Source organism: Campylobacter sp. RM10537 (assembly GCF_022369435.1).
GTDB classification, from domain to species: domain Bacteria; phylum Campylobacterota; class Campylobacteria; order Campylobacterales; family Campylobacteraceae; genus Campylobacter_D; species Campylobacter_D molothri.
Genome location: NZ_CP059597.1, coordinates 942,352 through 954,803, shown reverse-complemented (window position 1 = coordinate 954,803; position 12,452 = coordinate 942,352). Strand labels below are relative to the sequence as shown.

Sequence of the window (12,452 nt, the reverse complement as noted above, 5' to 3'; positions counted from 1 at the left end):
AATGAAGCAAGAAAGTATTTTATTGGCACAATTAAAAGAAGGCTATCGCTATAATAGCGATTCTTTGATTTTAGCTGATTTTATTTTAGAATGTGGGATAAAAAATGAATTATTAGATGTTGGTTCTGGATGTGGGATTTTAGGTATTTTACTTAAAAAATTTAATGAAAAAATCAAACTATCAATGATTGATATCCAAGAAAAAAATATACAACTTATCAAACAAAACTTAAAATCCAATCATATAGAAGCTGAGGTCTTTTGCGATGATTTTTTAAAATTTAGTACTCAAAAAAAATTTGATTTTATAATATCTAACCCTCCTTTTTATAGACAAGAAGCTTACAAGAGTCAAAATTTACATAAAACTATCAGTAAATTTCAATCCTATTTGCCTTTAGATGAATTTATTTTTAAGGCAAATTCTATGCTTAAGCCAAGGGGTATTCTGTATTTTTGTTATGAAGTTTTAGCGCTTGATAAAATTTGCTTAGCTTTAGAAAAGAAAAAGCTAAAAATGACTAAAATTTGTTTTGTGCATACTGACAAAAATGACAAAGCAAGACTTGTTTTAATCGAGGCTAGAAAAAGCGTAAAATCTTTTTGTGAAGTATTGCCTCCGTTTTTTGTATACGAAAATGGAAATTTAAGTCAAAAAATGCAAGTAATTCACTCTAGATTTATATTGGAAAGTTATGATTTTTAAAAAAGATTTTTCTTATTGTTTTGATGAAAATGCATGTCAAAAATGTGGCGGAAAGTGTTGTATAGGAGATAGTGGTAATATTTTTGCAAGCAAAGAAGAGCTTAAAAAATTAAGAGAATATTTAGGTTTAAATGAAGAAGAATTTGCTTTAAAGTATCTTAGAAAAGTTGGTTTTAAAATGAGTTTTAAAGAGATTGAATTTGAAGGTGGCTTTGCGTGTATTTTTTTTGATCCAATAAATAGGAATTGTTCAATTTATGACTATCGTCCGATGCAATGTCGCACTTTTCCTTTTTGGGAATATTTTAAAACACATAAAGAGGAATTAAAAAAAGAATGTATAGGAATTACTTATTTATCTTAATTATTATTTTATTTAGCGCCTGTGCTAGCCCTAAAACCGTTGTTGTTTATCCTGATTATAACAAATTTAAAAGTAATGAATTTGACTTGAGAGTGATGAAAGCTTATAATTATGAATATTTCCATCAAAATAAAGAAGCTAGAGATGAGTTTTTAAAGCTTTTTAAAGATTATAATAATACGCATTTTTTAGAAAATGCTTTTTTAATCACTTTGGTAAATGATCTTGATCAAAAAAAAGAGATCAATGAAATAGCTAAGCCTTATTTAAATCAAAATGATAATCTTAAGCGTCTTAGCGCTCTTTACGAACTTAACTCGCACGAGCTTAAAAATGCTAAAAAGTTAGTTAAAGAGCTTTTAAAAAAAGCAGAACATGATCCAAGAAATTTAGAATTATATGGTGATATTTTGGTTAAACAAAATGATCTTAAAAATGCTGCAAAATATTATCATATGGCTTATGATTATGCCTTAAATGAAGAAGTTTTATTGAAGCTTGTAAGCGTTTATGCAATTTTAAATAATACAGCTAGTATTAAAGATTTGTTAGAAAATTCTAGAAAAGTGAATGGATGTACTTTAAAAACTTGTATTTTACTTGCAAAAATTTACAATGATGAAAAAGATTTTAAAGCTTTAGTTGAGGTTTATCTTCAACTTTATGAAATTACTAAAAGTAAAAATTTTATTTTATCTGCAGTTGAATTACTTAATTCTGAAAATAAAATTAAACAAGCTTTAAATATAGCTTTAGAATATAATTTAGATGATGATATTAAATTATATTTATATCAAAAATTAAAATATTATAATCAAGCTAAAGATTTAAGTATGCAAATTTATCAACGTACTCGTAATAAAGAATATCTTTTACGTGCTGCAGTTTTTGAATTTGAAGATGCAAATTTAAAGAAAAAAATTACTCCTAAAACTATACAAGCTGTAAGAGAAAAATTTGAAAAAGCAATTGATGAAAATTCAAATGATTTATATTTAAATTATTATGGATATTTATTGATTGATTATAATTTAGATGTGAAAAAAGGGATTAAATTTGTTGAACTTGCTTTAAAAAAAGATCCTCAGAATTTGTATTATTTGGATTCTTTAGCTTGGGGATATTATAAGCTTGGAGATTGTTCTAAAGCATGGGAAATTTTGCAAAAAACTTTTAAAAATAAAGATTTTTCAAATTCTAAAGAAAGTAAAGCTCATATAAAGGCAATAAAAAAATGTTTAAAGCTGTAAAATCAGATGAAATTTATAAAAAAATTCAAAAAGAACTTGAAGAGAGAAAAAAAAAGTTACCTTATGATATGTTAGGTCGATCTTTAGCTTCAAATCCATTTTTTCCAAAAGATGTACATAAAGCTTTAAAAAGAATAAATTACGAGATTAAATTAATCCCTCAAATCAAAGAGGATTTAAATCAAAATTTATCCTTAGCTTTAGAGAGTGAAAAAAAAGGAGCTGTTGCTCTTTCTATATCTACGTGGCCGTATTTTAATGGCGTGCTTGAAAATTTAAGCATGATACGTCGCTATACTCAAATTCCTTTATTAAGAGAAGATTTTATCATCGATGAATATCAAATTTTAGAAACTTTAGTTTATGGTGGAGATTTTATTTTATTGATCGCTAAAATGCTAAGCACTAAAGAACTTAAAAAATTGGTTGAATTTGCAAGACATTTAGGGCTTGAAGCTTTGGTTGAAATTTGCGATAAAGAAGATCTAAGTAAGGCTATTTTAGCTGGAGCTGATCTTATAAGTATTTGTAATATTGATAAAAATTTCACTAATTATACGCAATTATGTGAAAAACTCATAGGACAAATTCCAAATTCTAAAATTATTATTGCTAGCGTAAATGATGGAGAGAATTTACAGTATTTACAAAAATTAGGGATAGATGCTTTTTTAGTAAATTATACAAATTATTAAAGGAAAATTAATGCAATATCTATACGCGCCTTGGAGAAGTGAATATTTCGAGAAAGAAAAGAGTCAGTGTCCTTTTTGCGATTGTGCCAATAAAATAGATAGCGATGAAAAGTTAGGTGTTATTTTTAGAGCTAAGTATTGTTTTGCCGTAATGAATCGTTATCCTTATTCTGCTGGACATTTTATGATTATACCTTATTTACATGAAGAGCATATAGAAAATTTAGATGATAAGATTTGGCAAGAAATGAGTTATTGGGTGCGAGAAGGTGTTAAAATCTTAAAAAACGAACTTCATGCAAGTGGTGTTAATATTGGGATGAATTTAAGTAAAGATGCAGGAGCAGGTATTGCAATGCATTGCCATTATCATTTAGTGCCTCGTTGGTTTGGAGATACTAATTTTATTACAACTATAGGGGAAACTAGAGTTTGTGGTACGGATTTAAAAGATGTGTATTATAAACTAGTCAATGCTTTTAACAATGTTAAGTGAATTAGAATTTGAAAATTTTAATCAAGAAAAGTTTGATTTTTTAATCGATACAAGAAGCCCAAAAGAGTTTAGCCACTCTCATCTTCAAGGAGCTTTAAATTTTTACGCTTTAAATGATGATGAGCATAAAAAAATAGGGATACTTTATAAGCAAAATCAAGCTTTAGCCAAAGCAAAAGGTGCAAGTTATATTTGTGCTAATATGGCTTACCACATTCCTATTATCACCCAAAAATTTCGCATAGGATCTAAAGTTGGAATTTATTGCGCTAGGGGCGGATTACGTTCTAAATCTATAGCTGTCATTTTAAGCGAATTAGGTTATAGGGTGGTGCGTTTAAGAGGAGGTTTTAAATCTTACAGAGCTTTTGTACTGAATTTTTTTAATCAAGTTTTAAAATTAAAATTATTTTCGCTTTGCGGAAATACAGGAAGTGGAAAAAGCGAGCTTTTAGAATCTCTCCCTCATGCTATTCATTTAGAAAAAATGGCAAATCATTTAGGTTCTTCTTTTGGAAATATTTTAGGCAAACAACCTACTCAAAAAGCTTTTGAATCTTTACTTTTTGATGAGCTTAATAGGATTAGAGATTTTATTTTTATCGAAAGTGAGAGTCGAAAAATTGGGGAAATAATCTTACCTTTAAAGCTTTATGAGAGTATGCAACATGCTTTTAAAATTTATTGTTTTTGTTCTTTGGAAAATCGTATTAAAAGAATTGAAAAGTTCTATAAAAATAAAATGACTCCTTTAAAATTTAAAGAATGTGTTCAAAAGATATCTCCTTATATTAGTGTTAATTTTAAACAAGATTTATTGCAAAATTATGAAAAACAAGAGTGGAAGAAGCTTATAGAAATGCTTTTAAAATATTATGATAAAACTTACAAACAACCAGAAAAAATAGACTTTAAACTTGATACTAATGATATTTCAAAAGCTAAAGAGGAGCTTTTGGCTTTTTTAAAAGCCAAACATAAGATTAATTTTTAAGAGATTTTAAAATAAAATCAATAAATTCATCACTATGATTTGGGCAAGAAATCAATGCATAATCTTGCGAAGCTAAATCTTTATATTCTATACCTAATTCAAATATAGTTTCAGAGCAATCAATACAAAAAGATATAGGATAAATTAAAGCTTTATTTTTAAGTTTTGATAAAATATCACTTGTGCTAGGTTCTAGCCATTTTATAGGCCCTAATTTAGATTGATAAGATAGAATGATTTCTTCAAAATGATTTTTAAGCTTTTCTTTTAAAATTTGAACATGTTCGTTGATATGTTTTTCATATAAATCCCCTTTTTTTATAAGAGAAACCGGCAAAGAATGAGCTGAAAAAATAAGAGTTTTAGCATTAAAATGATTTTTTTTATCTAAGATATGAGAAATAATCATTTGATTGTAAATTGTATTTTTGTAAAAAATATCCATTATTTTAATTTTACTTGTGATATTTAATTTTTCAATTTCTCTTTGTAAAACATCAAGTGAAGAAGTTACTGTGGTGCAAGAGTGGTGAGGATAAAGCGGATAAAGAATAATTTCATCTTTTGAATTTAAAGAATATTTTTTTAAAACTTCATTAGCATAAGGAGGAACATATAAATTTATAAAATCAAATTTAAATTCTTTTTGTAAAGAATTTAATTGATAACACAATTTATATGTGATTTCATTTAAAGGAGATTTTCCGCCCATTTTAATATAGTTTTGTTGCATAGCTTTAGTACGTGATAATGTTATCATCCAAGCTACAAATTGTCTTAAAAATCTATTTTTAATTCCTAAAATGTAAGGATCATTAAACATATTTTTTAGAAAAGTTTTACAATCTTTTAAATTAGTGGCTCCACCCATATTTAAAAATAAAACTAATTTCACTTTTCTTCCTCTAAAATTTTTTGCACTTCATAAGCATCATCAATATTTGCTAAGAAATGTTCTTTATCATTAATTAAATTTAGTAAAGCTTGATGTTCGCTAAATAAAGGAGAATTTTTCTCTACTGGAATTTCTTTGCCATCTTTAAATAATTTAAAATCAATTAAATTAGCTTCAAAAAAATGTTTTTCTGTTATAAGATGAATTTTTCTAAGCTTTGAAGAACAATTCCAACTTTGATGTAAAGAGGCTATAACTTCTTCAAGCTCACAAGCTAGAATACTTTCGCTTTCTCTGTTTGTATCTTGAATAAAACGTTTTATAATTTTTGTTTTTGTAATATTTTTTTGGCTTAAAAAGCGAATTAAATCAAGATCATGCACAGCTAAATCATGCAAAATTCCAACATCGTTAATTCTTTGCGGATAGAGTGAAAATCTTTGTATATTTATACTAATAATTTTTGCATCCTTTAAATTTTGTTTTAAGGCTAAAACAGCAGGATTGAAACGTTCGCAAAATCCCACAGCTATTTTTTTATTTTGTGCTATTTGCTTTAATTCTTCAATTTGTGCTAAGTCTAAGGCTAAAGGTTTTTCGATGAGCAAGGCTTTTGCGGAATTTAAAACTTTTTTTGCAATATCTAAATGTGAATTTGTTGGGGTTGCAATGATAATAATATCATTATTTTGTTTCACAAATTCATCTAAGTTGTTGAAAAAAATATTATCAAATTGGCTTAAGTTTGAATTTTGATAAAGATCAAATAGAGCATTGATTTTAAAATGAGAATTTTTATTAAGCTCATTAAGATGATTTTGACCCATTTTTCCAAGGCCTATTATTCCAATTTTCATTTATTTAATCCTTAAAAAGATCAATAACTTGCTCTTGTTCCCTTTCTTCTAAAAAAGCCGAAAAAGGTAAAGATAGGATATGCTCACTTGCATAGCTAGAATTTTTAATTTCTAAATGATTTGCCTCTTTAAAACAAGGTTGCTTATGAAGAGGGGTTGGATAATGAATCGCATAAGGTATATTAGCTTTTTCAAATTTTTGCAAAATGCGTGCTCTATTTTCTACTAAAATACTATATTGTGCATAAACACTTTTGGCATCATTGTCGATTTTTGGAATCACGCAGTTTTTTAAATTTTCATTATAGATTTTAGCTAAAATCTGTCTTTTTTCAATTTCTTGCTCAAGAAATTTTAATTTTACATTTAAAATAGCCGCTTGAAGGGTATCAAGACGCGCGTTTATACCTATAAATTCATGTTTATAACGCTCTGTTTGTCCGTGATTAAGTAAAATTCTTATTTTTTGTGCTAAAGCATCATCGTGGCAAAAAATAGCCCCTCCATCTCCATAAGCACCCAAAGGTTTAGATGGAAAAAAACTAGTGCAAGAAATAGGTGCAATTGAACAAGATTTTTCCCTTTTAAAACTTGCTCCAAAACTTTGTGCTCCATCTTCAATAAGAGTGATATTTTTATTTTTTAGCATTTCATTTAATTTTTTTAAATCACTCATTTGTCCAAACATACTCACAGCAATAACCGCTTTTGTTTTAGATGTGATGGCTTGCTCTACTGCTTTAAAATCAAGATTATAATTATTAAGATTAATATCTACAAAAATAGGTTTTGCGCCTACTAATGCCACAGCCTCAGCCGTTGCGATAAAGGTAAAATCAGGAACGATCACTTCATCACCTTCTTTAATATCTAAAGCTCTTAAGGCTAAATATAAAGCACTAGTTCCACTTGAACATCCTATAGCATGTTTAATGCCTACAAAATTAGCTAAATTCTTTTCAAATTCATTTAGTTTTAAACCTCCTATAAAAGAAGAACTTTGCAAAACATTTTGAATTTCAGCGTCAATTTCATCTTTATAGGCTAAATATTGTGCATTAAGATTAATAAAATTCATATATACCTTTTGTATTTTAAAGAGTTTTTAAAACATTTATTGTAGTTTAGTTTTACTTAATTTAAAGTAATTTTGGTATTATATGATTTTATAAAATTCTTTTAGGAAGTCTTTATGGATATTAGAAAAGCTTATTTAGATTTTTTTGCTTCCAAAGGACATGAGATTACTCCTTCAAGTCCTTTGGTTCCAGATGATGCAACTTTACTTTTTACTAATGCAGGTATGGTGCCTTTTAAAAGTATTTTTACCGGAGAAATTCCGCGTCCTAATCCTCCAAGAAAAACAAGTTGTCAAACTTGCATTAGAGCAGGTGGAAAACATAATGATTTGGATAATGTAGGCTATACAGCGCGCCATCATACTTTTTTTGAAATGCTTGGAAATTTTAGTTTTGGAGATTATTTTAAAGAACAAGCAATTTCTTATGCTTGGGAATTCGTAACTGAAATTTTAAAACTTCCTAAAGATAAACTTTATGTAACTGTTCATCAAGATGATAATGAAGCCTTTGAAATTTGGCAAAAATATATAGAAAAAGAACGAATTTATAAATTTGGAGATAAAGATAATTTTTGGCAAATGGGAGATACAGGCCCTTGTGGTCCTTGTAGTGAAATTTTTTATGATCAAGGTGCTGAATATTTTAATAGTGATGAAGATTATATGGGTGGAGATGGAGATAGATTTTTAGAAATTTGGAATCTTGTTTTTATGCAGTATGAAAGAAGTGCTGATGGAACTTTAAGTCCTTTGCCAAAGCCAAGTATAGATACTGGAATGGGTCTTGAAAGGGTTATGGCTATCAAAGAAGGAAAATTTAGTAATTTTGATAGTTCTTTATTTATGCCAATTATTGATGAAATTTCCAAACTTTGCAACACAAAATATATATATGAGAGTGGCGCAAGTTTTAGAGTAATTGCTGATCATATACGTTCTAGTGTATTTTTGCTTGCACAGGGGACGACTTTTGATAAAGAAGGAAGAGGTTATGTTTTGCGACGAATTTTGCGTCGTGCTTTAAGACATGGCTATTTATTAGGATTTAAAAAACCTTTTATGTATAAATTAGTCGATATAGTTTGTCATTTAATGGGAAATCATTATACTTATTTAAATGAAAAAAAAGAATTCATTAAAGAACAAATTCGACTTGAAGAGGAAAGATTTTTAAGTACTATAGAAAATGGAATTGAAATTTTTAATGAAGAACTTAAAAATACTCAAGAAATTTTTAGTGGCGAGGTTGCTTTTAAGCTTTATGATACTTATGGTTTTCCACTTGATCTTACTCAAGATATGCTTAGAGAAAAAAATCTTAAAGTAGATGAAGAAAAATTCGAAGCTTTAATGCAAGAGCAAAAAGAACGTGCTAAAGCTTCTTGGAAGGGTAGTGGTAGTAAAAACGCGAGTGGTGATTTTAAAATTTTACTTGAAAAATTTGGAGAAAATGAATTTATTGGTTATGAAAATATAGAATGTAAAACCAAAATTCTTGCACTCTTGAATGAAGATTTTAAAGAAATTTCATCTCTTAAGGGTAAAGGTTGGGTAATGCTTGAAAAAACTCCTTTTTATGCAACGAGTGGAGGGCAAAGTGCTGATATAGGATTTTTAGATGATTGTGAAGTTTTAGATACTCAAAAATTCTTTGGACTTAATCTTAGTTTTGTAAATACCACTAAAGAATTAAAAATCAATGATATGGTAAAAGCAAAAATTGATTTTGAAAAAAGAGAGCAAATTGCACGTCATCACTCGGCAACTCATCTTTTACATCATGCTTTAAGAGAAATTTTAGGCAACCATGTTTCTCAAGCAGGTTCTTTAGTGGAATTTAATAAATTAAGATTTGATTTTACTCACCCTAAGGCTTTAAGCAAAGAAGAATTAGAATGCATTGAAAGAAAAGTCAATGAAATGATTATACTTTCAAGCGATGCTATACTTGAGATTATGTCTTTAGAGCAAGCAAAAAAAAGTGGTGCTATAGCTTTATTTAATGAAAAATATCAAGATAAAGTTCGCGTATTGACATTAGGAGAGAGTAAAGAGCTTTGCGGTGGAACCCACGTTTTAAATACGGCACAAATTGGCAGTTTTTATATTGTTAAGGAAAGCGGTGTAAGTGCAGGTATAAGACGTATAGAAGCAGTTGTATCTAAAGCAGCTTTAAAATTTGTAAAAAATCAACTCGATGAAATTAATAAAATCAAAGAAGAATTGAAAAATAATGATATTTTAAATGGGATAAAAAAACTTAAAAATGAAATTATTGCCCTAAAAGAAGAGTTAAAAAATTCAAACAAAATAGAGCTGAAATCAAAAAATATCAATGGAATACAAATTTGTGTTGAAAGTATACAAAATGGTGATATTAAAGTTATGATTGATGATTTTAAAAATAAATTTAGCAAAGCTGTAGTTTTACTTGCTCAGGTAAAAGAGGATAAAATTCTTCTAGCTGCTGGAGTAAAAGACGCTCCTTTAAAAGCTGGAGTTTTGGTTAAAGAAGCGGCACAAATTTTAGGCGGCAATGGTGGTGGAAGAGATGATTTTGCTACAGCAGGAGGTAAAGATATTGCTAAACTTGAAGAAGCTTTAAAGCAAAGTTTAGAACATATAGAAAAAGCAATTCAATGCTAATTCTTGCTTCAAGCTCTTCTTCAAGAGCAAAATTACTCCGAGAAGAAAATATCGAATTTAAGCAAATTGCTTTTGATTATGATGAAAATTTAAATAAAAATATTCCAGCAAATTTATATGTTCAAAATGTTGTCCTTGAAAAAGAAAAACAATTTCTTGCCATTTTTGAAAAAGATTTTTTAAATGAAACTATACTTTTTGCCGATAGCATTGTTTGTATAGGAAATAAAATTTTAACCAAGGCAAACGATAAAAATGAAGCTTATGAGATGCTTGCTTTACAAGATGGTAAAAGTGCAAGTATTTTGAGTGCCTTTTTATTGGTTAGTGCTCAAAAAAGAGTTTTTTCTCTTTCTAAGACAACGCTTTATTTTAAAAAATTTGATAAAAATGCTTTAAGCGATTATGTTGAAAATGGTCTTTATCAAGGTAAAGCAGGTTGTATTATGCATGAAGGTTTTCATGGGAAATTTATATTAAAACAAATAGGAAAATCAAGTACAGCTTTGGGGCTTGATACTCAAACTTTAAAGGCTTATTTATGAAAATTTTAAGATATATTTTTTCATTTTTTGGTTTATTAATGATTGCAGGTGTTATTTACGTTGGGTATCTTTTTACTAGCGTAGATACTCAAGATTATACCTTTAAAGAGTACAAACCACCCCTTACAACACAAATTTTTGATCGAAATGGAAAATTAGTAGCCAATATTTTTGAACAACACCGCTTTTATGCAAAGTATGATGAGTTGCCTCCGCGTCTTATTGAAGCTTTGGTGGCAATTGAAGATACAAGTTTTTTTGAGCACAATGGTGTTAATATTGATGCTATTTTTAGAGCAGGATTAAAGATAATAAAAAATGCTGGAAAGCCTGTAGAAGGTGCTTCTACTCTTACTCAACAACTTATAAAAAACACAGAATTAACTCCAGAAAAAACCATTACAAGAAAAATTAGAGAAGCTTTACTTGCTTATAAAATTGAAACTTTACTTACAAAAGAGCAAATTTTAGAAAGATATTTAAATTTTATCTTTTTTGGACATGGATATTATGGTGTAAAAACTGCTGCACAAGGTTATTTTCATAAAAATTTAAGCGAATTAAGTCTTAAAGAAATTGCAATGTTAGTAGGTATCCCTAAGGCACCAAGTAGTTATGATCCAACCAAACATTTAGATCTTTCTATTTCACGCGCAAATAATGTTTTAACGAGAATGTATAGTTTGGGCTGGATTTCTAAAAGCGATTATGATAGTGCTATGAAAGAAGTACCTAAAATTTATAATGATACTTTAACTCAAAATGCTGCTCCTTATGTTGTTGATGAAGTAATGAAACAACTTAGTTCTAGTATTAAGGATTTAAGAACAGGTGGCTATAAGATCACTTTAAATATTGATTTAGACGTTCAAGAAATGGCAAAAAACGCTTTAAAATTTGGCTATGATGAAATTGTTAAACGCGATAAGGATGCAAATTTAAGCACCTTAAATGGTGCTATGGTTGTTGTCAATCATCAAAGTGGTGATGTTTTGGCACTTGTTGGTGGAGTGGATTATGAAAAAAGCAATTATAATCGTGCTACTCAAAGCATGCGCCAGCCAGGTAGTTCCTTTAAACCTTTTGTGTATCAAGTAGCAATTAATCTAGGTTATTCTCCCATGAGTGAAATTGCTGATATTTCTAGAATTTTTTCAGGTGGCGATAAGATTTGGAAACCTAAAAATGATGGAGGAAGATTTTTGGGTTTGATTACTCTTAAAGAGGCTTTAACGCGATCGAGAAATCTTGCTACGATTAATCTCGCACTTGATATTGGGCTTGATGTTCTTTATTCTAAATTAATGGAATTTGGTTTTAAAGATATTCCACCTAACTTATCTATAGTCTTAGGAAGTTTTGGAATTTCTCCTTTGGAATATTCTAAATTTTATACTATGTTCGGAAATTATGGAGTAATAAAAGAACCTCAAATTATCAGACAAGTTCAAGATAAAGATGGTAAGGTGATTATAAAATTTGAGTCTAGTGAACACAGAGTGAGTAATCCAGAGCAAAGCTTTTTGGTGCTTGATATGATGAAAAATGTTGTAGAAAATGGAACAGGTCGTAATGCTAAGATTAAAGGTATAGATATAGCTGGAAAAACTGGAACGACAAATAAAAATATTGATGCTTGGTTTTGTGGAATAACTCCAGAAATTGAAGCATTGATTTGGTATGGAAATGACAATAATAAACCAATGCGTTATACAGAAAGCGGAGCTAGAACTGCAGCACCGGTATTTAAGGACTTTTTAACTCAATATATAGAGAAATTTCCAAATACGACAAGAAAATTTAGTATTCCAAACGGAGTTTATCAAGGAACTTACAAAGGTAAAAGTGCTTATTATACAGATAAATCACCTTTACCAAGAAATAGTATAAATTTAAATGAAAATGAGATTTTGTTTTAGAAAA

General features: G+C 28.5%; 12 protein-coding genes. 9 read left to right on the top strand and 3 right to left on the bottom strand.

The features are described from left to right. Position 1: 1 nt before the first annotated feature. From CMOL_RS04780 to mnmH, 6 genes are read left to right on the top strand one after another with little or no spacing between them, the layout of a single operon-like run. Positions 2–706: a tRNA1(Val) (adenine(37)-N6)-methyltransferase gene (locus CMOL_RS04780; RefSeq protein WP_239819924.1), complete on the top strand. Its 705-nt coding sequence runs from the start codon at positions 2–4 to the stop codon at positions 704–706. Next, the gene (locus tag CMOL_RS04775; RefSeq protein ID WP_200281801.1) at positions 696–1,070 is read left to right on the top strand and encodes a YkgJ family cysteine cluster protein; all 375 of its coding nucleotides are present in this window, start codon (positions 696–698) and stop codon (positions 1,068–1,070) included. The genes CMOL_RS04780 and CMOL_RS04775 overlap by 11 nt, the downstream gene beginning before the upstream one ends. Next, complete coding sequence (locus CMOL_RS04770; protein ID WP_239819923.1) at positions 1,043–2,320, top strand: tetratricopeptide repeat protein; 1,278 nt, start codon at positions 1,043–1,045, stop codon at positions 2,318–2,320. Before CMOL_RS04775 ends, CMOL_RS04770 begins: the two co-directional genes overlap by 28 nt. After that, a complete protein-coding gene (locus CMOL_RS04765) occupies positions 2,305–3,015 on the top strand; it encodes an indole-3-glycerol phosphate synthase TrpC (RefSeq protein WP_239819922.1) in 711 nt (236 codons plus the stop codon). Before CMOL_RS04770 ends, CMOL_RS04765 begins: the two co-directional genes overlap by 16 nt. A gap of 10 nt (positions 3,016–3,025) precedes the next feature. Next, the gene (locus CMOL_RS04760; RefSeq protein WP_239819921.1) at positions 3,026–3,511 is read left to right on the top strand and encodes an HIT family protein; all 486 of its coding nucleotides are present in this window, start codon (positions 3,026–3,028) and stop codon (positions 3,509–3,511) included. Beyond that, the gene (gene mnmH / locus CMOL_RS04755) at positions 3,501–4,505 is read left to right on the top strand and encodes a tRNA 2-selenouridine(34) synthase MnmH (RefSeq protein WP_239820756.1); all 1,005 of its coding nucleotides are present in this window, start codon (positions 3,501–3,503) and stop codon (positions 4,503–4,505) included. Before CMOL_RS04760 ends, mnmH begins: the two co-directional genes overlap by 11 nt. Here the strand turns inward: mnmH and hemH are convergent. The 3 genes from hemH to CMOL_RS04740 are packed head-to-tail and all read right to left on the bottom strand — an operon-like array spanning position 4,495 to position 7,335. Beyond that, positions 4,495–5,400, bottom strand: a complete 906-nt coding sequence (gene hemH / locus CMOL_RS04750) for a ferrochelatase (protein WP_239819920.1) — start codon at positions 5,398–5,400, stop codon at positions 4,495–4,497. The genes mnmH and hemH overlap by 11 nt on opposite strands. Beyond that, positions 5,397–6,257 carry a Gfo/Idh/MocA family protein gene (locus CMOL_RS04745; protein WP_239819919.1) on the bottom strand — a complete coding sequence of 287 codons (861 nt, stop codon included), beginning with the start codon at positions 6,255–6,257 and terminating at the stop codon, positions 5,397–5,399. Before CMOL_RS04745 ends, hemH begins: the two co-directional genes overlap by 4 nt. A 4-nt stretch (positions 6,258–6,261) precedes the next feature. Further along, positions 6,262–7,335 (bottom strand): DegT/DnrJ/EryC1/StrS family aminotransferase, encoded by a 1,074-nt coding sequence (locus CMOL_RS04740; protein ID WP_200281816.1) that lies wholly within the window; start codon positions 7,333–7,335, stop codon positions 6,262–6,264. A 114-nt stretch (positions 7,336–7,449) separates the two neighbouring features. On the opposite strand from CMOL_RS04740, the gene alaS reads away from it, so the two are divergent. The 3 genes from alaS to CMOL_RS04725 are packed head-to-tail and all read left to right on the top strand — an operon-like array spanning position 7,450 to position 12,448. Next, positions 7,450–9,984: an alanine--tRNA ligase gene (alaS, locus tag CMOL_RS04735; RefSeq protein ID WP_239819918.1), complete on the top strand. Its 2,535-nt coding sequence runs from the start codon at positions 7,450–7,452 to the stop codon at positions 9,982–9,984. Next, the gene (gene maf / locus CMOL_RS04730; protein ID WP_239819917.1) at positions 9,978–10,529 is read left to right on the top strand and encodes a septum formation inhibitor Maf; all 552 of its coding nucleotides are present in this window, start codon (positions 9,978–9,980) and stop codon (positions 10,527–10,529) included. Before alaS ends, maf begins: the two co-directional genes overlap by 7 nt. Continuing rightward, a complete protein-coding gene (locus CMOL_RS04725; protein ID WP_239819916.1) occupies positions 10,526–12,448 on the top strand; it encodes a penicillin-binding protein 1A in 1,923 nt (640 codons plus the stop codon). The genes maf and CMOL_RS04725 overlap by 4 nt, the downstream gene beginning before the upstream one ends. Positions 12,449–12,452 lie beyond the last annotated feature (4 nt).

Excerpts from the sequence above, each read along its gene's own strand:
- CMOL_RS04780 (WP_239819924.1), top strand. The coding sequence starts at position 2 with ATGAAGCAAGAAAGTATTTTATTGGCACAATTAAAAGAAGGCTATCGC.
- CMOL_RS04775 (WP_200281801.1), top strand. The coding sequence starts at position 696 with ATGATTTTTAAAAAAGATTTTTCTTATTGTTTTGATGAAAATGCATGT.
- CMOL_RS04770 (WP_239819923.1), top strand. The coding sequence starts at position 1,043 with ATGTATAGGAATTACTTATTTATCTTAATTATTATTTTATTTAGCGCC.
- CMOL_RS04765 (WP_239819922.1), top strand. The coding sequence starts at position 2,305 with ATGTTTAAAGCTGTAAAATCAGATGAAATTTATAAAAAAATTCAAAAA.
- CMOL_RS04760 (WP_239819921.1), top strand. The coding sequence starts at position 3,026 with ATGCAATATCTATACGCGCCTTGGAGAAGTGAATATTTCGAGAAAGAA.
- mnmH (WP_239820756.1), top strand. The coding sequence starts at position 3,501 with ATGTTAAGTGAATTAGAATTTGAAAATTTTAATCAAGAAAAGTTTGAT.
- CMOL_RS04745 (WP_239819919.1), bottom strand. The coding sequence starts at position 6,257 with ATGAAAATTGGAATAATAGGCCTTGGAAAAATGGGTCAAAATCATCTT.
- CMOL_RS04740 (WP_200281816.1), bottom strand. The coding sequence starts at position 7,335 with ATGAATTTTATTAATCTTAATGCACAATATTTAGCCTATAAAGATGAA.
- alaS (WP_239819918.1), top strand. The coding sequence starts at position 7,450 with ATGGATATTAGAAAAGCTTATTTAGATTTTTTTGCTTCCAAAGGACAT.
- maf (WP_239819917.1), top strand. The coding sequence starts at position 9,978 with ATGCTAATTCTTGCTTCAAGCTCTTCTTCAAGAGCAAAATTACTCCGA.
- CMOL_RS04725 (WP_239819916.1), top strand. The coding sequence starts at position 10,526 with ATGAAAATTTTAAGATATATTTTTTCATTTTTTGGTTTATTAATGATT.